Annotated in this window: 30 protein-coding genes; 17 read left to right on the forward strand and 13 right to left on the reverse strand. The window is 61.8% G+C overall.

Translation table 11 applies throughout. The features are described 5' to 3' along the window. The first annotated feature begins 1 nt into the window (after position 1). Together J3B00_RS07340 and tldD are read left to right on the forward strand one after the other, a co-directional pair. Positions 2-853, forward strand: coding sequence for a carbon-nitrogen hydrolase family protein (locus J3B00_RS07340; RefSeq protein WP_209866129.1), 852 nt, complete (start codon positions 2-4; stop codon positions 851-853). 2 nt (positions 854-855) lie between these two features. Beyond that, complete coding sequence (gene tldD, locus J3B00_RS07345) at positions 856-2,295, forward strand: metalloprotease TldD (protein WP_209866132.1); 1,440 nt, start codon at positions 856-858, stop codon at positions 2,293-2,295. 72 nt (positions 2,296-2,367) lie between these two features. Here the strand turns inward: tldD and yjgA are convergent, their stop codons facing one another. After that, positions 2,368-2,889, reverse strand: a complete 522-nt coding sequence (gene yjgA, locus J3B00_RS07350; RefSeq protein ID WP_209866136.1) for a ribosome biogenesis factor YjgA — start codon at positions 2,887-2,889, stop codon at positions 2,368-2,370. Between the two features lie 108 nt (positions 2,890-2,997). Between yjgA and pmbA the strand changes: the two genes are divergently transcribed. The 6 genes from pmbA to J3B00_RS07380 all read left to right on the forward strand — a co-directional run bounded on the left by pmbA (position 2,998) and on the right by J3B00_RS07380 (position 8,234). After that, positions 2,998-4,344 (forward strand): metalloprotease PmbA, encoded by a 1,347-nt coding sequence (gene pmbA / locus J3B00_RS07355; protein WP_209866139.1) that lies wholly within the window; start codon positions 2,998-3,000, stop codon positions 4,342-4,344. A gap of 115 nt (positions 4,345-4,459) precedes the next feature. Then, positions 4,460-4,861, forward strand: coding sequence for a FagA protein (locus J3B00_RS07360; protein WP_209874674.1), 402 nt, complete (start codon positions 4,460-4,462; stop codon positions 4,859-4,861). Then, a complete protein-coding gene (locus J3B00_RS07365) occupies positions 4,854-6,230 on the forward strand; it encodes a class II fumarate hydratase (protein ID WP_209866142.1) in 1,377 nt (458 codons plus the stop codon). Before J3B00_RS07360 ends, J3B00_RS07365 begins: the two co-directional genes overlap by 8 nt. A gap of 24 nt (positions 6,231-6,254) precedes the next feature. After that, positions 6,255-6,716 (forward strand): hypothetical protein, encoded by a 462-nt coding sequence (locus tag J3B00_RS07370; protein ID WP_209866145.1) that lies wholly within the window; start codon positions 6,255-6,257, stop codon positions 6,714-6,716. Between the two features lies 1 nt (position 6,717). Further along, complete coding sequence (locus J3B00_RS07375; RefSeq protein ID WP_209866148.1) at positions 6,718-7,329, forward strand: superoxide dismutase; 612 nt, start codon at positions 6,718-6,720, stop codon at positions 7,327-7,329. 11 nt (positions 7,330-7,340) lie between these two features. Beyond that, on the forward strand, positions 7,341-8,234 hold the full coding sequence (locus tag J3B00_RS07380) for a ZIP family metal transporter (RefSeq protein ID WP_209874675.1): 894 nt from the start codon (positions 7,341-7,343) through the stop codon (positions 8,232-8,234). A 51-nt stretch (positions 8,235-8,285) separates the two neighbouring features. On the opposite strand, the gene J3B00_RS07385 is transcribed toward J3B00_RS07380, so the two are convergent. The 12 genes from J3B00_RS07385 to J3B00_RS07440 all read right to left on the reverse strand — a co-directional run bounded on the left by J3B00_RS07385 (position 8,286) and on the right by J3B00_RS07440 (position 16,134). Continuing rightward, complete coding sequence (locus J3B00_RS07385) at positions 8,286-8,606, reverse strand: helix-turn-helix transcriptional regulator (protein ID WP_209866151.1); 321 nt, start codon at positions 8,604-8,606, stop codon at positions 8,286-8,288. Then, a complete protein-coding gene (locus tag J3B00_RS07390) occupies positions 8,599-8,970 on the reverse strand; it encodes a type II toxin-antitoxin system RelE/ParE family toxin (protein WP_209866154.1) in 372 nt (123 codons plus the stop codon). The genes J3B00_RS07385 and J3B00_RS07390 overlap by 8 nt, the downstream gene beginning before the upstream one ends. A 125-nt stretch (positions 8,971-9,095) precedes the next feature. After that, the gene (locus J3B00_RS07395) at positions 9,096-9,368 is read right to left on the reverse strand and encodes an HPr family phosphocarrier protein (RefSeq protein WP_209866157.1); all 273 of its coding nucleotides are present in this window, start codon (positions 9,366-9,368) and stop codon (positions 9,096-9,098) included. Between the two features lie 20 nt (positions 9,369-9,388). Continuing rightward, on the reverse strand, positions 9,389-10,243 hold the full coding sequence (gene rapZ, locus J3B00_RS07400) for an RNase adapter RapZ (RefSeq protein ID WP_209866159.1): 855 nt from the start codon (positions 10,241-10,243) through the stop codon (positions 9,389-9,391). A 2-nt stretch (positions 10,244-10,245) separates the two neighbouring features. Beyond that, complete coding sequence (gene ptsN, locus J3B00_RS07405) at positions 10,246-10,713, reverse strand: PTS IIA-like nitrogen regulatory protein PtsN (protein ID WP_209866162.1); 468 nt, start codon at positions 10,711-10,713, stop codon at positions 10,246-10,248. Between the two features lie 12 nt (positions 10,714-10,725). Next, positions 10,726-11,034 (reverse strand): ribosome-associated translation inhibitor RaiA, encoded by a 309-nt coding sequence (gene raiA / locus J3B00_RS07410; protein ID WP_119145487.1) that lies wholly within the window; start codon positions 11,032-11,034, stop codon positions 10,726-10,728. Positions 11,035-11,114: 80 nt separating this feature from the next. After that, positions 11,115-12,626 carry an RNA polymerase factor sigma-54 gene (locus J3B00_RS07415; protein WP_209866165.1) on the reverse strand — a complete coding sequence of 504 codons (1,512 nt, stop codon included), beginning with the start codon at positions 12,624-12,626 and terminating at the stop codon, positions 11,115-11,117. A gap of 173 nt (positions 12,627-12,799) precedes the next feature. Further along, positions 12,800-13,525 carry an LPS export ABC transporter ATP-binding protein gene (gene lptB / locus J3B00_RS07420; RefSeq protein WP_209866168.1) on the reverse strand — a complete coding sequence of 242 codons (726 nt, stop codon included), beginning with the start codon at positions 13,523-13,525 and terminating at the stop codon, positions 12,800-12,802. Then, positions 13,526-14,053 (reverse strand): lipopolysaccharide transport periplasmic protein LptA, encoded by a 528-nt coding sequence (gene lptA, locus J3B00_RS07425; RefSeq protein ID WP_209866171.1) that lies wholly within the window; start codon positions 14,051-14,053, stop codon positions 13,526-13,528. Next, positions 14,040-14,612: an LPS export ABC transporter periplasmic protein LptC gene (gene lptC / locus J3B00_RS07430; RefSeq protein ID WP_209866174.1), complete on the reverse strand. Its 573-nt coding sequence runs from the start codon at positions 14,610-14,612 to the stop codon at positions 14,040-14,042. Before lptC ends, lptA begins: the two co-directional genes overlap by 14 nt. An 8-nt stretch (positions 14,613-14,620) precedes the next feature. Continuing rightward, positions 14,621-15,145, reverse strand: a complete 525-nt coding sequence (locus J3B00_RS07435; protein ID WP_209866177.1) for an HAD family hydrolase — start codon at positions 15,143-15,145, stop codon at positions 14,621-14,623. Between the two features lie 14 nt (positions 15,146-15,159). Then, positions 15,160-16,134, reverse strand: a complete 975-nt coding sequence (locus J3B00_RS07440; RefSeq protein WP_209866180.1) for a KpsF/GutQ family sugar-phosphate isomerase — start codon at positions 16,132-16,134, stop codon at positions 15,160-15,162. A 243-nt stretch (positions 16,135-16,377) separates the two neighbouring features. Here J3B00_RS07440 and J3B00_RS07445 point away from each other — a divergent pair, with 243 nt between their 5' ends. The 9 genes from J3B00_RS07445 (at position 16,378) to hisD (ending at position 23,257) form a co-directional block, all read left to right on the forward strand. After that, positions 16,378-17,187, forward strand: a complete 810-nt coding sequence (locus J3B00_RS07445) for an ATP-binding cassette domain-containing protein (RefSeq protein ID WP_209866184.1) — start codon at positions 16,378-16,380, stop codon at positions 17,185-17,187. Then, complete coding sequence (gene mlaE / locus J3B00_RS07450; protein WP_119145503.1) at positions 17,187-17,984, forward strand: lipid asymmetry maintenance ABC transporter permease subunit MlaE; 798 nt, start codon at positions 17,187-17,189, stop codon at positions 17,982-17,984. The genes J3B00_RS07445 and mlaE overlap by 1 nt, the downstream gene beginning before the upstream one ends. Further along, a complete protein-coding gene (mlaD, locus tag J3B00_RS07455) occupies positions 17,984-18,469 on the forward strand; it encodes an outer membrane lipid asymmetry maintenance protein MlaD (RefSeq protein ID WP_209866187.1) in 486 nt (161 codons plus the stop codon). The genes mlaE and mlaD overlap by 1 nt, the downstream gene beginning before the upstream one ends. A gap of 9 nt (positions 18,470-18,478) precedes the next feature. Then, on the forward strand, positions 18,479-19,132 hold the full coding sequence (locus J3B00_RS07460) for an ABC transporter substrate-binding protein (protein ID WP_209866190.1): 654 nt from the start codon (positions 18,479-18,481) through the stop codon (positions 19,130-19,132). Then, on the forward strand, positions 19,129-19,431 hold the full coding sequence (locus J3B00_RS07465) for an STAS domain-containing protein (RefSeq protein ID WP_119145508.1): 303 nt from the start codon (positions 19,129-19,131) through the stop codon (positions 19,429-19,431). Before J3B00_RS07460 ends, J3B00_RS07465 begins: the two co-directional genes overlap by 4 nt. A 117-nt stretch (positions 19,432-19,548) precedes the next feature. Next, positions 19,549-19,788 (forward strand): BolA family protein, encoded by a 240-nt coding sequence (locus tag J3B00_RS07470; protein WP_209866192.1) that lies wholly within the window; start codon positions 19,549-19,551, stop codon positions 19,786-19,788. Between the two features lie 23 nt (positions 19,789-19,811). Next, positions 19,812-21,077, forward strand: coding sequence for a UDP-N-acetylglucosamine 1-carboxyvinyltransferase (gene murA / locus J3B00_RS07475; protein WP_119145509.1), 1,266 nt, complete (start codon positions 19,812-19,814; stop codon positions 21,075-21,077). A gap of 92 nt (positions 21,078-21,169) precedes the next feature. Further along, positions 21,170-21,805 carry an ATP phosphoribosyltransferase gene (gene hisG / locus J3B00_RS07480; protein WP_101316884.1) on the forward strand — a complete coding sequence of 212 codons (636 nt, stop codon included), beginning with the start codon at positions 21,170-21,172 and terminating at the stop codon, positions 21,803-21,805. 126 nt (positions 21,806-21,931) lie between these two features. Further along, the gene (gene hisD / locus J3B00_RS07485) at positions 21,932-23,257 is read left to right on the forward strand and encodes a histidinol dehydrogenase (RefSeq protein WP_209866194.1); all 1,326 of its coding nucleotides are present in this window, start codon (positions 21,932-21,934) and stop codon (positions 23,255-23,257) included. The last annotated feature ends 2 nt before the right edge of the window (positions 23,258-23,259 follow it).

Raw genomic sequence — 23,259 nt, forward strand, 5'->3', positions numbered from 1 at the left:
GATGAAGTCAGCGGTGATTCAGATGGTCAGCCAGGACGATGTGCAGGCCAACCTGCAGCGCGCTGGCGCGCTGCTTGAGCAAGCTGCCGCAGGCGGCGCACGGCTGGCGGTACTCCCGGAAAACTTCGCCGCCATGGGCCGTCGTGACGCGGCCGTCATCGGTCGCGCGGAGGTGCGTGGCGAGGGGCCGATCCTGCCATGGTTGAAACGCACCGCTCGCGACCTCAGATTATGGATAGTCGCCGGTACTCTGCCCTTGCCGCCGGTCGACCAGCCCGATGCCAAAGCGCATGCCTGTTCGCTGCTGATCGACGAGGATGGCCAGGTAGCGGCCCGTTACGACAAGCTGCACCTGTTTGATGTCGACGTGGCGGACAACCGTGGTCGCTACCGCGAGTCCGATGATTATGCCCATGGCGGCCACGTGGTGGTTGCCGATACCCCAGTGGGCCGGTTGGGCTTGTCGGTGTGCTATGACCTGCGTTTTCCCGAGTTGTACAGCGCCCTGCGCGCGGCGGGCGCCGAGCTGATCAGCGCACCGGCGGCTTTTACCGCGGTAACCGGCGCGGCGCATTGGGAAGTGCTGATTCGCGCGCGAGCGATCGAGACCCAGTGCTACCTGCTGGCTGCAGCACAAGGCGGGATCCACCCAGGACCACGGGAAACCCACGGCCAAGCGGCGATCGTCGACCCTTGGGGGCGGATCGTCGCTGAGCAGGCACGCGGTGAAGCCGTGCTGCTGGCTGAACGCAATATCGATGAACAAGCGTCCATACGGGCGCGGATGCCGGTGATAGAGCACCGGCGCTTTTTCTCGCAGGACGCCTTGCGGCCTGCGCACACCTCGGAGTGACTATGAGCCAGATGTTATCCACCGTCAGTGAGCAGCTCCTGGCCCCGGGCGGACTGACCCTGGACAGCCTGCAGGCTGTGCTGGGCGAATTGGCAGGTCCCGGCATCGACGCCGCTGACCTCTACTTCCAGGGCCAGATCTCGGAAACCTGGGCGCTGGAAGACGGCATCGTCAAGGAAGGCAGCTTCAACCTTGACCAGGGCGTGGGCGTACGTGCCCTGTCCGGTGAGAAAACCGGCTTTGCCTACAGCAACGCGATCAACCTCGAAGCCCTGACTTCCGCAGCGCGTGCGGCCCGTTCGATTTCCCGCGCCGGGCAGAACGGCGCGGTGCAAGCGTTTCGCAGCCAGGACGTGGCGGCGCTGTATGCACCGGACAATCCGTTGGACGTGCTCAGCCGGGCCGAGAAGGTCGAGTTGCTCAAGCGTGTCGACGTCGCCACGCGTGCACTTGATTCGCGCATCCAGCAGGTCAGCGTGAGCATGGCCGGCGTCTGGGAACGTATTCTGGTAGCCGCCGCCGATGGCAGCCTGGCCGCCGACGTGCGTCCCCTGGTGCGCTTCAACGTCAGCGTGATCGTCGAAAAAGATGGCCGTCGCGAACGTGGCGGGCAGGGCGGCGGCGGGCGTACCGACTACCGCTTCTTCACTGAAGAGCGGGTCATGGGCTACGCCCGGGAAGCCCTGCGCCAGGCGCTGGTCAATCTCGACGCCAAGCCGGCCCCGGCCGGCACCTTGCCGGTAGTGCTCGGCCCAGGCTGGTCCGGTGTGCTCCTGCACGAAGCGGTGGGCCACGGCCTGGAAGGCGACTTCAACCGCAAGGGCAGCTCCGCCTACAGTGGCAAGATTGGCGAGAAGGTCGCCTCGAGCCTGTGCACCATCGTCGATGATGGCACCCTCGAAGGCCGCCGTGGCTCGCTCAGCGTCGACGACGAAGGTACGCCGACCGAGTGCACCACGCTGATCGAGAACGGCATTCTCAAGGGCTACATGCAGGACAAGCTCAACGCGCGCCTGATGGGCATGGCGGTCACCGGTAACGGTCGTCGTGAATCCTACGCGCACCTGCCAATGCCGCGCATGACCAATACCTACATGCGCGCCGGTGACAGCGATCCGCAAGAGATCATTGCCTCGGTGAAGAAGGGTATCTACTGCGCCAACCTGGGCGGTGGTCAAGTCGACATCACCAGCGGCAAGTTCGTCTTCTCTACCAGCGAGGCCTACCTGATCGAGGACGGCAAGATCACCGCGCCGGTCAAGGGCGCAACGTTGATCGGCAACGGCCCTGAGGCGATGAGCCGGGTATCGATGGTGGGTAATGACCTGGCCCTGGACAGTGGCGTGGGGACATGTGGCAAGGATGGCCAGTCGGTGCCAGTGGGTGTTGGTCAGCCGACGCTGAAACTGGATGCGATCACCGTGGGCGGGACCGGCGCTTGAGTCATCAACGCATCACCGGCCGCAGCTGCTCCCGGATGGGAGCGGCTGCGGCCGATGGCTGTCTGGCAGAACTCAGCGCAAGCCGCGCTGGGTTTCGTCAAGGTCACGAATGTACTTGAAGACCTTGCGCGCGGCCGCGGGCGGTTTGTCCCGCGCCTTTTCGTGCTGAGCATGGCGGATCAGCGAGCGCAGGTGCTGACGGTCGGTCTCAGGGTATTCCTGGACAAACCGCTCGAGGTCCTCGTCGTTGCCGTCGACCAGACGGTCGCGCCAGCGCTCGAGGCTGTGGAAGCGCTCGTTGTACTGGCGGGTAGAGCTGTCGAGCTGCTCGATCACCGCGTTGATGGCGTCGATGTCCTGGTCGCGCATCAGCTTGCCGACAAACGACATGTGGCGTTTGCGGGCAATGTGCGCAGTGTGCTTGCTGGCATCGGCCAGCGCCTTGCGCAAGGGGTCGGTCAAGGGCAGGCGAGCCAGTGTATCGGCCTTGAGCGTCGTCAGGCGCTCGCCGAGTTCGACCAGGGCCAGAAGCTCGCGCTTGATCTGGGTTTTGCTTTTTTCGCCGTCGAAGGCGTCGTCGTATGAATCAACCATGGTGGCAGTCCGCTGGAAAACGCCGCCATGATAACCAGTCGGGGGCCGCTTGTCCGGCCCGGTCGTAGAATGACCCTTGCCGTAAGCAGAATTTGAGTGGAGAAAACCATGAGTGCAGTCCAGAGCATTGGCCCCAAGGACCTGCCGGCATTGCAGGAGCAAGTCGAAGCGATCGTTGCCGAGGCGCGCCGCCAAGGCGCCAGCGCTTGTGAGGTGGCGGTGTCGCTGGAACAGGGGTTGTCCACCACGGTGCGCCAGCGTGAGGTCGAGACGGTTGAATTCAATCGCGACCAAGGCTTCGGTATCACCCTCTATGTTGGCCAGCGCAAGGGCTCGGCGAGCACCTCGGCGAGCGGCGCCGACGCCATTCGCGAGACCGTTGCCGCGGCCCTGGCGATCGCCAAGCATACCTCCGAAGACGAGTGCGCCGGCCTGGCCGATGCGGCGCTGATGGCCCGCGACCTTCCCGAACTCGACCTCTATCACGACTGGAACATCGATCCCGAGCAGGCGATCGAAATGGCCCTGACGTGTGAAGAAGCAGCGTTCGAGGCCGACCCGCGAATCAAGAACGCCGACGGCACTAGCCTCAATACCCATCAGGGCTGCCGCGTCTATGGCAATAGCCATGGCTTCATCGGTGGCTATGCATCGACCCGGCACAGCCTGAGCTGTGTGATGATCGCCGAGGGCGAAGGGCAGATGCAGCGTGACTACTGGTACGACGTCAATCGCCAGGGCGAGCTGCTCGCCGACCCGCGCAGCATTGGCGTGCACGCCGCGCAGCGTGCGGCCAGTCGCCTGGGCGCGCGGCCGGTACCAACCTGTGAGGTCCCGGTGCTGTTCTCGGCAGAGCTGGCGGGCGGCCTGTTCGGCAGTTTCCTGGGGGCGATCTCCGGCGGCAATCTGTACCGTAAGTCATCGTTTCTTGATGGCGCCATCGGCCAGCAGCTGTTTCCTAGCTGGTTGACCCTGGATGAACGCCCACACCTGCCGCGGGCGCTAGGCAGTGCGTCGTTCGACGGGGACGGCTTGGCGACCTACGCCAAGCCGTTCGTCGACAATGGTCAGCTGGTGTCCTACCTGCTGGGCACCTATTCCGGCCGCAAGTTGGGCCTGCCAAGCACGGCCAACTCCGGCGGCGTGCACAACCTGTTCGTCACCCATGGTGTCGAGGACCAGGCGGCGCTGATCCGGCGGATGGGCCGCGGCTTGCTGGTGACAGAATTGATGGGGCATGGCTTGAACATGGTGACTGGCGATTACTCGCGCGGTGCCGCGGGCTTCTGGGTCGAAAACGGAGTGATCCAGTTCCCTGTTCAGGAAGTAACTATCGCCGGCAATATGAAGGATATGTTCCAGCAGATTGTGGCGATTGGTAGCGATATCGAGACGCGCAGCAACATCCACACCGGCTCTGTGCTGATCGAGCGGATGACCGTCGCTGGTAGTTGATTCAACAGATGCCCACAGAACCCGGCCCACGTGCCGGGTTTTTTGTTTGTCGTTTTCCACTTGAAGTGATTCTATTTATCACTTAATAATGAATATCATTATCCAGACACCAGCGATGATGTTCATGAAATCCGTCCTTCACGAATTGCCCTACCTGGAAAACTGGCGCTGGCTCAGCCGGCGCATTCGCTGCGCCCTCGACCCTGATGAGCCGCGCCTTATCGAGCACTACCTGGCGGAAGGTCGCTACCTGGTGTGCTGCACCGAGACCTCGCCATGGACGGTGGCCCTGACCTCATTCCGCTTGCTGCTGGATACCGCCGGCGACCGCATGCTGCCTTGGCATTGGCGCGCCCAGTGCCTCGACCAGGCCTGGCGGCCGTTGCTCGACCTGCGCAACCTCGATCGCCGCGAACAGAACCAGCGCTGGCAGCCCTATGCCCTGCAGCTCGCCAATTGCGTGCTGCTGCCTTCTATTTCTCCCGATGAACTGATGCAAGGAATTGATAATGAGTAATACCCGTATCGAGCGTGACAGCATGGGTGAACTGCAGGTGCCGGCCCAGGCCCTGTACGGCGCTCAGACCCAACGCGCGGTCGACAACTTCCCGATCAGCGGCCAGCGCATGCCGGCCCAGTTCATCCGCGCGCTGCTGCTGGCCAAGGCTGCGGCAGCCAAGGCCAACGTCGAGCTGGAACAGATCACTGCCGACCAGGGCCAGGCTATCGTCAAGGCTGTGGAGCAGTTGCTGGCCGAGGATTTCATCCAGCATTTTCCGGTGGATGTCTACCAGACCGGCTCGGGCACCAGCTCGAACATGAACGCCAACGAAGTGATCGCCACCTTGGCCAGCCGCGTGCTGGGCGAAGCGGTCAATGCCAATGACCACGTCAACTGTGGCCAAAGCAGCAACGACATCATCCCGACCACCATCCATGTCAGCGCCGCCTTGGCCGTACACGAGCAACTGCTGCCAGCCCTGGCGCACCTGATCGCGGTGATCGACGCCAAGGCTGTTGAGGTACACCAGTACGTCAAGACCGGCCGCACTCACCTGATGGACGCCATGCCGGTGCGCATGAGCCAGGTTCTTGGTGGCTGGTCGGCGCAGATCAACGCTGCCCGGGCACACATCGAGGCGACCCTGCCGAGCCTGCAGGCGCTGGCCCAGGGCGGTACCGCCGTCGGCACCGGGATCAACGCCCACCCGCAGTTCGCCGCCGGTTTCGCGCGCCAGCTCAGCGGCCTGACCAAGGTCGAGTTCACCCCGGGTGAAAACCTGTTTGCCCTGATCGGCTCGCAGGACACTGCCGTAGCACTGTCGGGCCAGCTCAAGACTACTGCCGTGGCCCTGACCAAGATCGCCAACGACCTGCGCTGGATGAACTCCGGCCCGCTCGCCGGCCTCGGTGAGATCGAACTCGAAGCGCTGCAGCCGGGTTCTTCGATCATGCCGGGCAAGGTCAACCCGGTGATCCCGGAAGCCACTGCCATGGTCGCCGCTCAGGTGATCGGCAATGACGCCACCATCGCCATCGCCGGCCAGTCGGGCAACTTCGAACTGAACGTGATGCTGCCGGTCATCGCGCGCAACCTGCTGGAAAGCATCGAGCTGATGGCCAATGTCAGCCGCCTGCTGGCCGACAAAGCCATCGCCAGCTTCAAGGTCAATGACGCCAAGCTCAAGGAAGCGCTGTCGCGCAACCCGATCCTGGTCACTGCGCTGAACCCGATCATCGGTTACCTGAAAGCCGCCGAGATCGCCAAGACCGCCTACAAGCAAGGCCGGCCGATCATCGATGTGGCGCTGGAGCACACCGACCTGTCGCGTGATCAGCTCGAGGCGCTGCTCGATCCGGAAAAACTTACCGCCGGCGGCATCTGATCAGAGCCGCCCAGGAGGCACGTCATGCAGCACTGGAAACGCACCACGGATAACGCCAATCGCCTGTTCGAACAGGGCGAGCTGGTCGATGCCCGGGAACACTACCTGCAAGCCTTGGCCTTGGCCCAGGTGCTGCTCGAGCGCTGGCATGACGTCGACGAGGCGGTCGCCGCCTTCGTCATCGCCCACCACAACCTGGCCGACCTGCACCTGCGCCTGAACCAGCCCCACGAAAGCGCCGACTACCTGTGCTCCGCGCATCAGCGCCTGCTTCAGACCAGCCAGGAACCGCGCTTGCCGCAAGCCTTGCGTGAAGCGGCGCTGCGCCACAGTGCGCGCACCTATACCGAACTGTTGAGTTTCATCGCTGAGTACGGCCAGTACCCGCGTACCGAGCGTTTGCTCAATCGCAACGCACCCGAGACGAGCGAGCTGGCGGCCCAGCCGGACGCCACTCCTCGCCCACACGCCTACGGAGTCCACTGACATGCCTCATACCTTGCCTGCATTGCCTTACGCCTACGATGCGCTTGAGCCGCATATCGATACTCAGACCATGGAGATTCACCACAGCAAGCACCACCAGACCTACATCAACAACCTCAACGCTGCCATCGAAGGCACCGAGTGGGTCGACTGGTCGGTAGAAAAACTGGTGGCTGCGGTCAAGCAATTGCCAGAAAAGCTGCAGGGCGCAGTGATCAACCAAGGCGGCGGCCACGCCAACCACAGCTTGTTCTGGACGGTCATGTCGCCCAAGGGCGGTGGCCTGCCACAAGGTGACGTGGCCAAGGCCATCGACGCCGAGCTGGGTGGGTTCGAAGCCTTCAAGGATGCCTTCACCAAGGCTGCACTGAGCCGCTTTGGCAGTGGCTGGGCCTGGTTGAGCGTGACGCCCGAGAAGACCCTGGTAGTGGAAAGCAGCGGCAACCAGGACAGCCCGCTGATGCACGGCAATACGCCAATTCTGGGCCTGGACGTGTGGGAGCACGCCTATTACCTGAAGTACCAGAACCGTCGTCCTGAATACATCGGCGCGTTCTACAACGTGGTCGACTGGGCCGAAGTCGAACGTCGATATCATCAAGCCCTCAAGTGAGCCGACCCGGTATGCGCGCTGAGGTGATGTCTGTCGGTAGTGTGCGCCTGTTCCGACTGGCGCTCGGGACTTTGCTGTTGCTGGTGGGTACTGCGTTGCTGGTAACGCGCGCTATCGACTGGCTGGACCTGGAACCACGCATGCTGCGCGCCCTCGAGGGCGGTGCATTGTGTGCGTTGGGGACGGCGTTGGGCGCGGTACCGGTGTTGGTGATCCGTAACATGCCGGTCGCTCTGGCTGACACTTTGCTCGGCTTTGGCGCCGGCGTGATGCTCGCGGCAACGGCGTTCTCCCTGGTCATTCCGGGTCTGGACGCGGCCCAGGCCATCGGCTTCAGCCCTTGGGGCGCCGGTGGCATCATCAGTTTTGGCCTGTTGTTCGGCGCCCTGTGCCTGTTTCTGGTGGATCTCAAGGTGTCCGGCGCTTCGCCAGAGGCTTTGGTGGGTAACGGGAACCAGCCGGTGATCGCTGCACGGATCTGGCTGTTCGTGATTGCCATCATTGCCCATAACATCCCCGAAGGCATGGCCATTGGCGTGTCGGCAGGCGGTGGAATGGCGGATGCCGACAGCCTGGCGATGGGCATTGCCTTGCAGGATGTGCCCGAGGGACTGGTAATTGCGCTGGTGCTGGCAGGCGCTGGCATGCCTCGCTTCAAGGCGTTTCTGATCGGTGCCGCCTCGGGCCTGGTCGAGCCATTGGCTGCGGTGATCTGCGCCTGGCTGGTCAACGTCGCGGAGCTGCTGTTGCCGTTGGGCCTGGCCTGTGCGGCGGGGGCGATGCTGTTGGTGGTAACCCAGGAGATCATCCCTGAGTCGCGCAGCAATGGCCATCATCGTCTGGCAAGCCTGGGCCTGTGTCTCGGCTTCTGCCTGATGATGGTGATGGATACGGCGATGTCGTGAGCAAAGCGAAGGTGGAGGGCTCCGCCTTCGTCATTGTGAATAAATGAAGTTTCAGGCGAAGATCACTTCAATACGTCCTTGAGGGCGTGAGCGGGGTGCAGCTTTTACCACGATTTGAACGTCGCGGCCCAAGCGTGCCAGGCAGTCAATCATCTTCGTTTCGCTGATTCCGCGAAATCTGCCCCGAATCATTTCTGAAACCTTCGGTTGTGGCAGGCCGAGGATGGCTGCAGCTTGGGTTTGGGTCAGGTGTCTGGCCTTGATGATGCTGCAGATCTTGCTAGCCAGATGCGCCTTGACCTGCATTTCGCCTGCGTCAGGATAGTTGAGGTCGGCGTAGACATTGCCACTGCCTTCTTCGATCTCACTCATGCTTGTTTTCCTCTGAATGTGCTTTTGCAAAATTCAAGCGTGTTCGGACCAGCGCTATGTCGTGGCCGGGCGTCTTGATACCCGCCTTGGATTTCTTCTGGAAGCAGTGCAGGACGTATATCCCTGCGCTGAAGCGCACTGTGTAGACCCCTCGGTAGGTATTACCGTCATGGTCTTCTATTACTTCAAGGACGCCACCGCCTGCGAACCCTTTCAAGGCTTTTGCCTGTAGATGCTTGCTACCTTCCTGAGCAAGGTGGAGGGCGAAACCGAATGTGTCCTGAATGTCTGGGGGGAGGGCTTGAAGATCTTTTCTGCTGCTGCCAACCCAGTAAACAGGTTTTACCCGCTTTGATGCTTCCATGAAAATACCCGCTCAATCTATACCTACATAGGTATAAAGGCAATCGAGTCGAGTTTCATCCAGACAATTGGTAAGGGATGTTGCTGCGTGAGGTATCAAGCGCGCTCGAGTGGAGTCTGCGAGGGTTACTCGCCTTCGTCGAAGTAGTTGTTGATCAGCGCCTCCAAGGCATCCAGCGCATCGTTATCCTGCTCGCCTTCGGTGTGCAGGTGCACTTGGGTGCCCTTGCCGGCGGCGAGCATCATCACAGCCATGATGCTCTTGCCATCCACCAGCTTGTCCGGCGCACGGCCGACTTTTACCTGGCAGGGAAAGCGTCCGGCAACACCGACGAATTTTGCCGCCGCCCGGGCATGCAGGCCCAGCTTGTTGATGATGGTGATTTCGCGGGCGGGCATCGTGGGGTGGATCCTGTGGGCTAGAGGTCGCGGTGGCGGACCTGGACGTTTTTCAGGGATTGCTGCAACGACTGGCCAAGGCGTTCGGTCAGGTAGACCGAGCGGTGATGGCCGCCGGTGCAGCCGATGGCGATAGTGACATAGGCGCGGTTGCTGGCGGCGAAACGGGGGAGCCATTTAAGCAGGTAGCTTGAAATGTCTTGGTACATCTCTTCGACGTCCGGCTGGGCGGCCAGGTAGTCCTTCACAGGCTGCTCGAGGCCGGAATGCTCGCGTAGCTCGGGCTTCCAGTACGGGTTGGGCAGGCAGCGCACGTCGAATACCAGGTCGGCATCAACCGGCATGCCGCGCTTGAAACCAAACGATTCAACGAGAAACGCGGTACCAGGCTCGGGTTGGTTGAGCAGGCGCAACTTGATCGAGTCGCGCAGCTGGTAGAGGTTGAGATTGGTGGTGTCGATCTTCAGGTCGGCCAAGTCGGCGATCGGCCCCAGCAACTCGCTCTCGACACGGATCGCTTCAGCAAGCGAGCGATTGGCGTTGGTCAGTGGGTGGCGCCGGCGGGTCTCGGAAAAACGCTTGAGCAGCGTGTCTTCATCGGCATCCAGATACAGCACGTCGCACTGGATATGCTTGCTGCGCGCGTCTTCCAGCAGCTCGGGAAAGCGCGAGAGGTGGCTGGGCAGGTTGCGCGCATCAATCGACACGGCAACCTTGGGCTGCATCAGCTCGGTGTTGATCAGCGCATTCTCCGCCAGCTGCGGCAGCAACCCTGCGGGGAGGTTGTCGATGCAGTAGTAGCCGTTGTCTTCCAGTACGGCAAGGGCGGTGCTCTTGCCGGAGCCGGAACGGCCGCTGACGATGATCAGGCGCATATTCAGCTCCCGCTTTGCTCGTCCAGGACGACTTGGTACAACGCCTCGCTGCTGTTGGCAGCGCGCAGGCGCTCTCGGACTTCCTTGCGATCGAGCATGCTCGCGATCTGGCGTAGAAGTTCGAGGTGGGCATCGGTGGCGGCTTCGGGCACCAGCAGGACAAACAGCAGGTCCACGGGCGCGCCGTCGATGGCGTCGAAATCAATGGGTGCAGCCAGGTGGAGGAGGGCGCTTACCGGATTCTCGCAGCCCTTGAGGCGGCAATGAGGAATGGCGATGCCATTGCCAAACCCGGTCGAGCCCAGTTTTTCGCGGGCGATCAACTTCTCGAAGAGGTCTTGCTCATCGAGCTCGGGGACTTCGCGGTGGACCGCTGCGGCAATGGTTTCCAAAGCGCGTTTTTTACTGCTGACGCCCGACACGTTCACCAGGGAACGGCCGGGGGTCAGGATGGTTTCAAGTCGGATCATGGATGAGGGGGATCAGCGGGCGGCTGCACCTTGCAGCAGGCTTTGCTGTTTTTCCTTGTGTTTTTTCAGTTGGCGGTCGAGCTTGTCAGCCAGGGCGTCGATCGCTGCATACATGTCTTGGTCTTCGGCATTGGCAACCACTTCGCCGCCAGGAATCTGCACGGTCGCTTCGACCTTCTGTTGCAGCTTCTCGACTTTCAGGATGACCTGCACGTTGGTGATCTTGTCGAAGTGTCCTGCGACCCTATCAAGCTTTTCGAGCACATAGGTGCGCAGAGGGTCGGTGACTTCTACATGGTGTCCACTGATGTTGACTTGCATACAGCTTCTCCTTTTGTTGCCCGTGCATAAAGAGGCAGGTGTTGCACCTGCCCCACAAACGCTGTGGCGCATCCCAGGGGCTACATCAATCGCTTGCGTTCACTCGACGGTGCGATGCCGAGCGACTCGCGGTATTTGGCGACGGTGCGACGGGCTACCTGGATGCCTTGTGCCTCCAGTAAACCAGCGATCTTGCTGTCACTCAATGGCTTTTTCTGATTTTCCGCTGCAACCAGTTTCTTGATGATCGCGCGGATCGCCGTGGACGAGCATTCACCGCCCTCCGAGGTGCTGACGTGGCTTGAGAAAAAGTATTTCAGTTCATAGATACCGCGCGGGGTATGCATGTACTTCTGGGTGGTGACCCGCGAAATGGTCGACTCGTGCATGCCCACCGCCTCGGCGATGTCATGCAGGACCAACGGCTTCATCGCTTCGTCGCCATGGTCGAGGAAACCACGCTGGTGCTCGACGATTTGCGTGGCAACCTTCATCAAGGTCTCGTTGCGGCTTTGCAGGCTCTTGATGAACCAGCGCGCTTCCTGCAACTGGTTGCGCATGAAGGTGTTGTCGGCGCTGGTATCGGCGCGCCGGACAAACCCGGCATATTGCGGATTGACCCGCAAGCGGGGGATGGCCTCCTGGTTCAACTCGACCAGCCAGCGGTCGCTGTCCTTGCGCACGATGACGTCAGGTACGACGTACTCGGGCTCGCTTGACTCGATCTGCGAACCTGGCCGCGGGTTGAGGCTTTGCACCAGTTCAATGATCTGGCGCAGCTCGTCTTCCTTGAGCTTCATGCGGCGCATCAACTGGCTGTAGTCGCGGCTGCCGAGCAGGTCGATGTAGTCGGTGACCAGGCGCTGCGCTTCGGCCATCCACGGCGTACTGGCAGGCAGTTGGCGCAGTTGCAGGAGCAGGCATTCGCCGAGGTTGCGCGCGCCGACGCCGGCGGGCTCGAACTGCTGGATCCGGTGCAGGACGGCTTCGACTTCATCCAGCTCGATGTCCAGCTCGGGGTCGAACCCGGCACAGATTTCCTCGAGGGTATCCTCCAGGTAGCCCTGCTGGTTGATGCTATCGACCAAGGTCACGGCGATCAGGCGGTCGGTGTCGGACATCGGTGCCAGGTTCAGCTGCCACAGCAGATGGCTCTGCAGGCTTTCGCCGACAGAAGTGCGGGTGGTGAAGTCCCACTCGTCGTCATCGTTGCTCGGCAGGCTGCTGGCGCTGGTCTGGTAGATGTCTTCCCAGGCGGTATCAACCGGGAGTTCGTTGGGGATGCGCTCGTTCCATTCGCCTTCCTCATGATTCTCGGAGGAAGAGGCGGTGCCCTCCTGGAAGGAGGTGTCCTGGAAGTTGTTATCGTTGGCTTCGGCGGCCGGCTTGCTGTCGGTGTTATCCGCCATCGGGTCGCTGTTGTCGAAGTCTTCGCCGTCTTCCTGGCGTTCGAGCATCGGATTGGATTCCAGCGCTTCCTGGATTTCCTGCTGGAGGTCCAAGGTAGAGAGCTGAAGCAGACGAATGGCCTGTTGCAACTGCGGGGTCATCGTCAGTTGCTGGCCCATTTTTAGGACGAGCGATGCTTTCATGGCTTGGGCTTAGTACCTTGGTCGCCGGCGCGCATGCGCCATCCACTACACGAAGGGCGCCGGAGCGCCAATTTCAAGCAAGTTATATGCCTTAATTTGTAGCGTTTGCCTAGAGCACTGTAACACTTAAGCCTCAATGAGGCCGATTTGCCAGTGCTCTGGCAAAGCCTGAGTCAGAGTCGGAACTCGTGACCCAGGTAGACTTCCTTGACCAATTCATTGGCCAGGATGGTCTGGGCATCGCCTTCAGCGATCAATTGACCGTCGTTGACGATGTAGGCGGTTTCACAGATATCCAGGGTCTCGCGGACGTTGTGGTCGGTGATCAACACACCGATACCCTTGGCCTTGAGGTGGTGGATGATCTGCTTGATGTCGCCCACGGAAATCGGGTCGACACCGGCAAACGGTTCGTCCAGCAGGATGAACTTCGGTGCGGTGGCCAGGGCGCGGGCGATCTCGACACGGCGGCGTTCGCCACCGGAGAGGCTCATGCCCAGGTTGTCGCGGATGTGGCTGATGTGGAATTCCTGCAGCAGGCTTTCCAGCTCCTTGCGACGGCCTTCGCGATCGAGTTCCTTGCGGGTCTCGAGGATCGCCATGATGTTGTCGGCTACCGACAGTTTGCGGAAGATCGAGGCTTCCTGCGGCAGATAGCCGATGCCGGCGCGTGCACGTCCGTGCATCGGCTGGTGGCTGACATCCTGGTTGTCGATCAGTACGCGGCCCTGATCGGCCTGGACCAGACCGACAATCATGTAGAAGCAGGTCGTCTTGCCGGCGCCGTTAGGGCCAAGCAGGCCGACGATCTGGCCGCTGTCGATGGACAGGCTGACGTCGCGAACCACCTGCCGACTCTTGTAGCTCTTGGCCAGATGCTGGGCTTTGAGGGTTGCCATTTACTCGGCCTTCTTCTTCGGCTGGATCACCATGTCGATGCGCGGGCGCTTGGTGGAGGCGGCGCCACTGGAGGTGCCGGCGGTGGCCACCTGCGACTTGGTGTTGTAGACGATTTTCTCGCCTTCGGTGGTGTTGCCTTCGTTCTCGACCTTGGCGCGGTCGGTGAGGATGATGGTGTCCTTCTGCGCCTGGTACTGAATGGTTACCGCCCAACCCTTCATCTTGTCGGCTTTGTCGGCGCTTTGCTGTTGCTCGAAGTAGGCCAGGTTGCCCACCGAGGTCACCACGTCGATGTCGCCATTGGTGGCGCGGGTCATGGTCACGGTGTTGCCGGTGATCTTCATCGAGCCCTGGGTGATGATCACATCGCCCTTGTAGGTCGCCACGCCTTGCTTGTCATCCAGGTGAGCGTCGTCGGCCTGGATACGAATTGGCTGGTCACGATCGGTCGGCAGGGCCAAGGCGCTCGCGCTTCCCAGTGCTGCGCTCAGGCTGAGCAAAAAGGGGAGTGTTTTAACGAGCCTCATACTGTCCTCTTACGTTGGACAGCAGGTCCATCCTGCCGTCTTTCAAATACGCTTTCATTCCGGTACCCGTAGTCGTGCCACCGAAGCCGTCGATTCTAACGGCTTGCTCGGTCTGCGCATATTGCTTCTGCGGGAACACAGTCATGCGGGTCGTGGTAATGATGGTTTCACGCTGTTTCTCGTCAGTACGTGCGACCCGCACCTTGTCGATCAGTTCGACTTCGCTGCCATCCGGGTTGACCTCGGCGCGCACGCTCTGCACATGCCAGGGGAACTCGGTGCCACGGTACATCTGCAGGTCGGGAGTGGTCACCAGGGTCACCTCGGTGGCCTTGAGATGCTCGACCTTGTCCGCGGTCATTTCATACTGCATCTTGCCATCGGGCAGGAACTGCACGCTGTGGGCGTTGATCGCGTAGTAGTCGATGGCGTTCTCGTCGGTCTGGGCTACCGGCTTGTCGAGGAAGCTCTCGGGGCTGATGTTCCAGTAGCCGACCGCCACCAGCACGGCGGCGATCACACTGGACAGTGCGATGTTTTTGGCTTTCTTGCTGAACATGTGCGGCCTTACAGGTAATTGGCGTTGGCAGCGTCCAGGGTGCCCTGGGCCTGCATGATCAGTTCACAGAATTCGCGTGCGGCACCTTCGCCACCGCGTGCCTGGGTCACGCCATGTGCGTGCTGGCGTACGAACGGCGCGGCGTTGGCGACCGCCATGCCCAGGCCTACACGGCGGATCACCGGCAGGTCTGGCAAGTCGTCGCCCAGATAGGCGACTTGCTCATAGCTTAGGCCGAGTTCGGCGAGAAGGCCGTCCAGCACCACCAGTTTATCCTCACGGCCCTGATACAGGTGAGGGATGCCGAGGTTTTTCGCACGGCGCTCGACCACCGGTGTCTTGCGCCCGCTGATGATCGCGGTGGTCACGCCCGAGGCCATGAGCATCTTGATGCCTTGGCCGTCGAGGGTGTTGAAGGTCTTGAATTCGCTGCCATCCTCGAGGAAATAAAGACGGCCGTCGGTGAGCACGCCATCGACATCGAATACCGCCAGCTTGATGGCCTTGCCGCGTTGCATAAAGTCTTGGGTCATCTTGTCACTCTTCATTACATCACCCCGGCGCGGAGCAGGTCGTGCATGTTCAGCGCGCCGGTCGGGCGGTCATTGTCATCAACCACGACCAGTGCACCAATCTTGTGGTCTTCCATGATCTTCAGCGCTTCGGCTGCGAGCATTTCGGCCCGCGCGGTCTTGCCGTGCACGGTCATCACCTGGTCGATCAGGGTCGTGTGAACATCGATATTACGGTCAAGGCTGCGACGCAGGTCGCCGTCGGTGAAGACCCCGGCCAGCGTGCCGTCGGCTTCGAGCACCACGGTCATGCCCAGACCTTTGCGAGACATTTCCAGTAGTGCGTCCTTGAGCAGCGTGCCGCGTTGCACCTGCGGCAGGTCGGTGCCCGTGTGCATGACATTCTCGACCTTCAGCAACAGCCGACGGCCAAGGGCGCCGCCGGGATGCGAGAAGGCGAAGTCCTCGGCAGAGAAGCCGCGCGCCTCGAGCAGGGCGATCGCCAGCGCGTCACCCAACACCAGGGCGGCAGTGGTGGAGGAGGTCGGCGCCAGGTTCAGCGGGCAGGCTTCCTGGGCGACGCGGGCGTCGAGGTTGACCTCGGCCGCCTGCGCCAGGGGCGCGTCCGGATTGCCGGTCAGGCTGATCAGCTGAATGCCCAGGCGCTTGATCAGCGGCAACAGGGTCATGATCTCGGCGGTGCTGCCAGAGTTCGACAGGGCCAGGATCACATCGTCACGGGTGATCATGCCCATGTCGCCATGACTGGCTTCGGCCGGATGCACGAAAAACGCCGGCGTGCCGGTGCTGGCGAGCGTTGCCGCAATCTTGTTGCCGATGTGCCCGGACTTGCCCATGCCCAGCACCACCACCCGGCCCTTGCTGGCCAGGATCAGTTGGCAGGCCTTGACGAAGTTGTCGTCGATTCGCGGCAACAGGCCCTCGACGGCCTCGACTTCCAGGCGCAAGGTGCGTTGGGCGGACAGGATCAGCTCGCTGGATTGGCTCATGTCGAAAAGCAATGCCTGATGAAAGGCGCCGATTATAGCTGCAATGCGGCAAAGGCTCATCCTTCGATTGCCACACCCGGTTCACACAAGCCTGTCGCTGGCCTGAATGACTCGGGCTATGGCCTTGGGGCGAGCATGGCTGCGGTGCTATAGTTCGCCGCTATTCGGCCCGCGGGGGGCGTGTGTGCCTTCACGATGAGGGCAGGCGTCCATTGAGACGAGGCTGTATTGCAAGGAGTCTAGATGAGTGTGGATAGCGCCTACGCGGTCGAGTTGAAGGGCGTCACCTTCAAGCGCGGTTCGCGCAGCATTTTCAGCGATGTCGATATCCGCATCCCGCGCGGCAAGGTCACCGGCATCATGGGACCATCGGGGTGCGGCAAGACGACCTTGCTGCGCCTTATGGGCGCCCAGTTGCGGCCGTCCAGCGGCGAAGTCTGGGTGGCCGGTCAAAATCTGCCGACCTTGTCGCGCGGCGATCTGTTCGATGCGCGCAAGCAGATGGGGGTGTTGTTCCAGAGCGGTGCGTTGTTTACCGACCTCGACGTGTTCGAGAATGTCGCCTTCCCGCTGCGCGTGCATACCCAGTTGTCGGAAGAGATGATTCGCGACATCGTCCTGATGAAGCTGCAGGCGGTCGGCCTGCGTGGCGCCATCGACCTCATGCCTGACGAGCTGTCCGGCGGCATGAAGCGGCGGGTGGCGCTGGCACGGGCAATTGCTCTCGACCCGCAGATCCTGATGTACGACGAGCCGTTCGTCGGCCAGGACCCGATTGCCATGGGAGTCCTGGTGCGGCTTATTCGCCTGCTCAACGATGCGCTGGGAATTACCAGCATCGTGGTCTCCCACGACCTCGCCGAAACGGCCAGCATTGCCGACTATATCTATGTGGTCGGCGACGGCCAGGTGCTGGGCCAGGGTACCCCGGACGAACTGATGGGCTCGGACAACCCGCGGATCCGTCAATTCATGAAGGGTGACCCGGACGGCCCGGTGCCATTCCATTTTCCTGCGCCTGACTACCGCGCCGATCTGTTGGGGACGCGTTGATGCGCAGAAGATCCTTGCTCGAACGTGTTCGCTTGCTCGGCCGCTCGGCCATCGACGTGGTGGCAGTGCTCGGCCGCTCGTGCCTGTTCCTGTTCCATGCACTGGTCGGTCGTGGCGGCATTGGCGGTGGCTTCCAGTTGCTGGTCAAACAGCTGTATTCGGTCGGTGTGTTGTCGCTGGCGATCATCGTCGTCTCGGGCGTGTTCATCGGCATGGTGCTGGCGCTGCAGGGCTACAGCATTCTCACCAAGTACGGTTCGGAGCAGGCAGTGGGGCAGATGGTCGCCCTGACCCTGCTGCGCGAACTCGGCCCGGTGGTCACTGCCTTGCTGTTCGCTGGCCGTGCGGGTTCCGCGCTGACCGCCGAGATCGGCAACATGAAGTCCACCGAGCAGCTGTCGAGCCTTGAAATGATCGGCGTCGATCCGCTCAAGTACATCGTTGCGCCGCGCCTGTGGGCCGGTTTCATTTCGCTGCCGTTGCTGGCGCTGCTGTTCAGCGTGGTCGGCATCTGGGGTGGTTCGTGGGTGGCGGTCGACTGGCTGGGCGTCTACGAAGGCTCGTTCTGGGCCAACATGCAGAACAGTGTTTCCTTTACCGACGACGTGCTCAACGGCCTGGCCAAGAGCCTGGTGTTTGCCTTCGTCGTGACCTGGATCGCCGTATTCCAGGGGTATGACTGCGAACCCACCTCAGAGGGGATCAGCCGTGCCACTACCAAGACCGTGGTCTATGCCTCGTTGGCAGTCCTGGGTCTGGACTTTATTCTGACCGCCTTGATGTTTGGAGATTTCTGATGCAAAACCGCACCCTGGAAATCGGTGTCGGCCTGTTCCTCCTGGCCGGGATCCTGGCGTTGCTCCTGCTGGCCCTGCGTGTCAGCGGGCTGTCTGCCAGCCCGAGCAGCGATACATATAAAGTTTATGCGTACTTCGACAATATCGCCGGTTTGACGGTCAGAGCTAAAGTGACCATGGCCGGTGTGACCATCGGCAAGGTCACGGCCATCGATCTTGACCGCGATTCCTACACCGGTCGGGTGACCTTGCAACTGGACAAGAAGGTCGACAACCTGCCGGTCGATTCCACTGCTTCGATCCTGACCGCCGGGTTGCTCGGCGAGAAATACATCGGCATCAGCGTGGGTGGCGAGGATCAGGTGCTGAAGGATGAAAGCATCATTCACGACACCCAGTCTTCATTGGTGCTGGAAGATCTGATTGGCAAGTTCCTGCTCAATACCGTTGGCAAAGAACCGAAACAAGCCGACCCAGCTAACTAAGGAGTTTCCATGATCTCGATCCTGCGACGCGGCCTGCTGGTCCTGCTGGCAGCCTTCCCCCTGCTGGCCCTGGCTGCCCCGGGGCAATCTGCCCATGAGGTGATCCAGACCACCACCACGCGGCTGCTCAGCGACCTCAAAACCAACAAGGATCAGTACAAGGCGGATCCGCAAGCCTTCTACGATGCCCTCAACAGTAATCTTGGACCGGTGGTCGATGCCGATGGCATTTCCAAGAGCATCATGACCGTCAAGTACTCGCGCAAGGCCACGCCGGCACAGATGCAGCGCTTTCAAGAGAACTTCAAGCGCAGCCTGATGCAGTTCTATGGCAATGCCTTGCTCGAGTACAACAACCAGGGCATTACCGTCGATCCGGCCAAGGCCGAGACCGATGACCGCACCAGCGTCAACATGAAGGTCACTGGCAACAACGGCGCGGTTTATCCGGTGCAGTACACCATGGTCAAGCTCAATGGCGAGTGGAAGGTGCGTAACGTCATCGTCAACGGCATCAACATCGGCAAGCTGTTCCGCGACCAGTTCGCCGACGCCATGTCGCGCAACGGCAACAACCTGGACCAGACCATCGACGGCTGGGCAGGCGAAGTGGCCAAGGCCAAGCAGACCGCCGACACCTCGTCGGAGAAAACCGTCAAATGAGTGAGGCCGGCGTGAGCATGGCCGAGCCGGGCGTATTGCGCCTGGCCGGCGTGCTGGACTTTCGCAGCGGCCCGGCCCTGCGCAAGGAAGGCAAGGCGCTGATCGGTGCCAGCGGCGAGCAGCGGCTGGTGCTGGACTGCTCGGCAGTGGTCAAGTCGAGCAGTGTCGGCTTGTCGTTGCTGCTGGCGTTCATGCGTGACGCGCAGGCCGCAGGCAAGTCCTGGGAACTGCGCGGCATGCCTGAAGACATGCGCGAAATCGCCGAGGTCTATGACCTGGAAGAAGTACTCGCGGGCTGAATGCCCGCACAGGTGAAAGGCCCCTCGGTCAGCGCGTCCGTTCATGGGCTTCGCAGGCGAGGGGCTTTTTTGTATGATGGCCGACCCGCGCGCACAGGGCGCCGATTGAGGTTGAGCATGCAGGCTGTAGAAGTTAAGAGCTTCCTTGAAGAAAAATTGCCGGGTACCCGGGTCGAAGTTGAAGGCGAAGGCTGCAACTTCCAGTTGAACGTGATCAGCGACGAGCTGGCTGGGCTGGGCCCGGTAAAGCGTCAACAGGCGATCTATGCTCACCTTAATCCATGGATTGCCAATGGCAGCATCCACGCGGTAACCATGAAATTTTTCAGCAGCGCAGCCTGGGCTGAGCGCACCTGAGCCTACTTGGCGGCGAGATTCCTATGGACAAACTGATTATTACTGGCGGCCCTCGTCTTGATGGCGAGATCCGCATTTCCGGGGCGAAGAACGCCGCCCTGCCGATCCTTGCAGCGACCTTGCTGGCCGATGGCCCGGTCACGGTCGGCAACCTGCCGCACCTGCACGACATCACCACCATGATCGAGCTGTTCGGGCGCATGGGCATCGAGCCTGTGATCGACGAGAAGCTGTCGGTGGAAATCGACCCACGCACGATCAAGACCCTGGTCGCGCCGTACGAGTTGGTCAAGACCATGCGCGCCTCGATCCTGGTCCTGGGGCCAATGGTCGCGCGTTTCGGTGAGGCCGAAGTGGCCCTGCCTGGCGGTTGCGCGATCGGGTCGCGCCCGGTCGACCTGCACATCCGTGGCCTCGAGGCCATGGGTGCGAAGATCGAAGTCGAAGGCGGCTACATCAAGGCCAAGGCGCCTGAAGGCGGCCTGCGCGGTGCGCACTTCTTCTTCGACACCGTCAGCGTTACCGGTACCGAGAACATCATGATGGCCGCTGCCTTGGCCAAAGGCCGCAGCGTACTGCAAAACGCCGCGCGCGAACCTGAAGTGGTCGACCTGGCCAACTTCCTGATCGCCATGGGCGCCAAGGTCCAGGGCGCTGGCACCGACACCATCACCATCGATGGCGTCGAGCGTCTGCACTCGGCCACCTACCGGGTCATGCCGGACCGCATCGAAACCGGTACCTACCTGGTCGCTGCTGCCGTCACCGGCGGTCGCGTCAAGGTCAAGGACACTGATCCGACCATCCTCGAAGCGGTACTTGAGAAGCTCAAGGAAGCCGGCGCCGATGTCACTACCGGCGAAGACTGGATCGAGCTGAACATGCATGGCAAGCGGCCCAAGGCCGTCAACCTGCGGACCGCGCCGTACCCGGCGTTCCCGACCGACATGCAGGCGCAGTTCATCTCGCTCAACGCCATTGCCGAAGGCACCGGTGCAGTGATCGAGACGATCTTCGAAAACCGCTTCATGCACGTCTACGAGATGCACCGCATGGGCGCGCAGATCCAGGTCGAAGGCAATACTGCCATCGTCACTGGCGTCAAGTCGCTCAAAGGTGCTCCGGTGATGGCCACCGACCTGCGTGCTTCGGCCAGCCTGGTGCTGTCGGCGCTGGTCGCCGAGGGCGACACCCTGATCGATCGCATCTACCACATCGACCGTGGTTACGAGTGCATCGAAGAAAAACTGCAGATGCTCGGCGCCAAGATCCGCCGCGTACCGGGTTAATCTGTGACAGGCGCAAGGATGCGCCTACTGAATTTCGAGCGGTCGGGTCTGTAACCCGGCCGGCTATAGCCGCTTAAGGACCGACGTTTCCCATGTTGACCATCGCGCTATCCAAAGGCCGAATCCTCGACGATACCCTGCCATTGCTGGCTGAAGCCGGTATTGTGCCGACCGAGAATCCGGACAAGAGCCGCAAGCTGATCATCCCCACGACCCAGGACGACGTGCGCCTGCTGATCGTGCGCGCCACCGACGTGCCGACCTATGTCGAGCATGGTGCCGCCGACCTCGGGGTGGCTGGCAAGGACGTGCTCATGGAGTACGGTGGCCAGGGCCTGTACGAGCCCCTGGACCTGCAGATTGCCTGCTGCAAGCTGATGACCGCCGGTGTGGTCGGTGCGCCAGAGCCCAAGGGCCGTCTGCGCGTCGCCACCAAGTTCGTCAACGTAGCCAAGCGCTACTACGCCGAGCAGGGCCGCCAGGTCGATATCATCAAGCTGTACGGCTCGATGGAACTGGCACCGCTGATCAACCTTGCCGACAAGATCATCGACGTGGTCGACACCGGTAATACCCTGCGCGCCAACGGCCTGGAGCCGCAAGAGCTGATCGCCATGGTCAGCTCGCGCCTGGTGGTCAACAAGGCCTCCATGAAAATGCAGCACGCCCGCATCCAGAGCCTGATCGACACCCTGCGCCAAGCGGTCGAATCGCGACACCGCGGCTGACTTCTGCGCGCGACCTCCGCTGTCGCGCCCGTCTATCCGCGTCATAGCCATTTTTCTCAGGTGCCCGCGCGGATCGACTGGTAGCCTTGGGCGCCTGAGCATTCGCTATTATTCGAGGCCCTCGCCATGACCGTGTCCACTGCAATTGCCCGTCTCAACGCCGCTGATCCGGATTTCGCCCGACATCTGGATCATCTGCTGAGCTGGGAGAGTGTGTCCGATGACGCGGTCAACCAGCGCGTGCTCGACATCATCAAGGCCGTGCGCGAGCGCGGTGACGCCGCGCTGGTGGAGTTCACCCAGCGCTTCGACGGTGTCCAGGCCACGTCGATCAATGACCTGATCCTCGGCCGTGAGCGCCTGGAGCTGGCCCTGACCCGGATCACCCCGGCCCAACGTGAAGCGCTGGAAAAGGCTGCCGAACGTGTGCGCATCTACCACGAGCGGCAGAAGCAGGACTCCTGGCAGTACACCGAAGCCGACGGTACGGTGCTCGGCCAGAAAGTCACTCCACTCGACCGTGCCGGCTTGTATGTCCCGGGCGGCAAGGCGTCGTACCCCTCTTCGGTGCTGATGAACGCCATCCCGGCCAAGGTCGCCGGGGTAGGCGAGGTGGTCATGGTGGTGCCAACCCCGCGCGGCGAGCTCAACGAGCTGGTCTTGGCCGCAGCGTGCATCGCTGGTGTCGACCGGGTGTTCACCGTCGGGGGTGCGCAGGCAGTTGCCGCCCTGGCATACGGCACCGAGAGCGTGCCGCAGGTAGACAAGATCGTCGGCCCGGGCAATATCTATGTGGCCACCGCCAAGCGTCATGTGTTCGGCCAGGTCGGGATCGACATGATCGCCGGGCCTTCGGAGATTCTCGTGGTGTGTGACGGCCAGACCGATCCGGACTGGATCGCCATGGACCTGTTCTCCCAGGCCGAGCACGACGAGGACGCCCAGGCCATTCTGGTCAGCCCGGATGCCGAGTTCCTCGACCGCGTCGCCGCCAGCATCGACAAGCTGATGCCGACCATGGAGCGTGCCGAGATCATCGAGAAGTCGATCAATGGCCGTGGCGCGCTGATCCAGGTGCGTGACATGCAGCAGGCGATCGAAGTCGCCAACCGTATCGCGCCTGAGCACCTTGAGCTGTCGGTGGCCGACCCGCAGGCCTGGCTGCCACAGATTCGCCACGCTGGCGCGATCTTCATGGGTCGCCACACCAGTGAAGCGCTGGGCGACTACTGTGCCGGTCCCAACCACGTGTTGCCGACTTCGGGCACTGCGCGCTTCTCTTCGCCGCTGGGGGTGTATGACTTCCAGAAGCGTTCGTCGATCATCTTCTGCTCCGAGCAGGGCGCGTCCGAGCTGGGCCACACTGCCTCGGTGCTGGCCCGCGGCGAGTCGTTGACCGCCCACGCGCGCAGCGCCGAATACCGCATCCTCACCGAAACCAAGGGGAACTGAAC

It is taken from the genome of Pseudomonas sp. BP8 (assembly GCF_017875955.1).
Classification (GTDB): Bacteria; Pseudomonadota; Gammaproteobacteria; order Pseudomonadales; family Pseudomonadaceae; genus Aquipseudomonas.

Bases quoted from the DNA above. Each gene is read 5' to 3' on its own strand.
- J3B00_RS07440 (WP_209866180.1), bottom strand. From the start codon at position 16,134: ATGAGCCAATCCAGCGAGCTGATCCTGTCCGCCCAACGCACCTTGCGC.
- J3B00_RS07470 (WP_209866192.1), top strand. From the start codon at position 19,549: ATGCAGGCTGTAGAAGTTAAGAGCTTCCTTGAAGAAAAATTGCCGGGT.
- J3B00_RS07375 (WP_209866148.1), top strand. From the start codon at position 6,718: ATGCCTCATACCTTGCCTGCATTGCCTTACGCCTACGATGCGCTTGAG.
- pmbA (WP_209866139.1), top strand. From the start codon at position 2,998: ATGAGTGCAGTCCAGAGCATTGGCCCCAAGGACCTGCCGGCATTGCAG.
- lptC (WP_209866174.1), bottom strand. From the start codon at position 14,612: ATGTTCAGCAAGAAAGCCAAAAACATCGCACTGTCCAGTGTGATCGCC.
- mlaD (WP_209866187.1), top strand. From the start codon at position 17,984: ATGCAAAACCGCACCCTGGAAATCGGTGTCGGCCTGTTCCTCCTGGCC.
- mlaE (WP_119145503.1), top strand. From the start codon at position 17,187: ATGCGCAGAAGATCCTTGCTCGAACGTGTTCGCTTGCTCGGCCGCTCG.
- yjgA (WP_209866136.1), bottom strand. From the start codon at position 2,889: ATGGTTGATTCATACGACGACGCCTTCGACGGCGAAAAAAGCAAAACC.
- raiA (WP_119145487.1), bottom strand. From the start codon at position 11,034: ATGCAAGTCAACATCAGTGGACACCATGTAGAAGTCACCGACCCTCTG.
- J3B00_RS07435 (WP_209866177.1), bottom strand. From the start codon at position 15,145: ATGACCCAAGACTTTATGCAACGCGGCAAGGCCATCAAGCTGGCGGTA.
- hisD (WP_209866194.1), top strand. From the start codon at position 21,932: ATGACCGTGTCCACTGCAATTGCCCGTCTCAACGCCGCTGATCCGGAT.
- J3B00_RS07395 (WP_209866157.1), bottom strand. From the start codon at position 9,368: ATGCCCGCCCGCGAAATCACCATCATCAACAAGCTGGGCCTGCATGCC.
- J3B00_RS07365 (WP_209866142.1), top strand. From the start codon at position 4,854: ATGAGTAATACCCGTATCGAGCGTGACAGCATGGGTGAACTGCAGGTG.
- J3B00_RS07370 (WP_209866145.1), top strand. From the start codon at position 6,255: ATGCAGCACTGGAAACGCACCACGGATAACGCCAATCGCCTGTTCGAA.
- J3B00_RS07380 (WP_209874675.1), top strand. From the start codon at position 7,341: ATGCGCGCTGAGGTGATGTCTGTCGGTAGTGTGCGCCTGTTCCGACTG.
- J3B00_RS07465 (WP_119145508.1), top strand. From the start codon at position 19,129: ATGAGTGAGGCCGGCGTGAGCATGGCCGAGCCGGGCGTATTGCGCCTG.
- J3B00_RS07445 (WP_209866184.1), top strand. From the start codon at position 16,378: ATGAGTGTGGATAGCGCCTACGCGGTCGAGTTGAAGGGCGTCACCTTC.
- J3B00_RS07415 (WP_209866165.1), bottom strand. From the start codon at position 12,626: ATGAAAGCATCGCTCGTCCTAAAAATGGGCCAGCAACTGACGATGACC.
- J3B00_RS07360 (WP_209874674.1), top strand. From the start codon at position 4,460: ATGATGTTCATGAAATCCGTCCTTCACGAATTGCCCTACCTGGAAAAC.
- J3B00_RS07390 (WP_209866154.1), bottom strand. From the start codon at position 8,970: ATGGAAGCATCAAAGCGGGTAAAACCTGTTTACTGGGTTGGCAGCAGC.
- ptsN (WP_209866162.1), bottom strand. From the start codon at position 10,713: ATGATCCGACTTGAAACCATCCTGACCCCCGGCCGTTCCCTGGTGAAC.
- rapZ (WP_209866159.1), bottom strand. From the start codon at position 10,243: ATGCGCCTGATCATCGTCAGCGGCCGTTCCGGCTCCGGCAAGAGCACC.
- hisG (WP_101316884.1), top strand. From the start codon at position 21,170: ATGTTGACCATCGCGCTATCCAAAGGCCGAATCCTCGACGATACCCTG.
- lptB (WP_209866168.1), bottom strand. From the start codon at position 13,525: ATGGCAACCCTCAAAGCCCAGCATCTGGCCAAGAGCTACAAGAGTCGG.
- J3B00_RS07385 (WP_209866151.1), bottom strand. From the start codon at position 8,606: ATGAGTGAGATCGAAGAAGGCAGTGGCAATGTCTACGCCGACCTCAAC.
- J3B00_RS07460 (WP_209866190.1), top strand. From the start codon at position 18,479: ATGATCTCGATCCTGCGACGCGGCCTGCTGGTCCTGCTGGCAGCCTTC.
- J3B00_RS07340 (WP_209866129.1), top strand. From the start codon at position 2: ATGAAGTCAGCGGTGATTCAGATGGTCAGCCAGGACGATGTGCAGGCC.
- lptA (WP_209866171.1), bottom strand. From the start codon at position 14,053: ATGAGGCTCGTTAAAACACTCCCCTTTTTGCTCAGCCTGAGCGCAGCA.
- murA (WP_119145509.1), top strand. From the start codon at position 19,812: ATGGACAAACTGATTATTACTGGCGGCCCTCGTCTTGATGGCGAGATC.
- tldD (WP_209866132.1), top strand. From the start codon at position 856: ATGAGCCAGATGTTATCCACCGTCAGTGAGCAGCTCCTGGCCCCGGGC.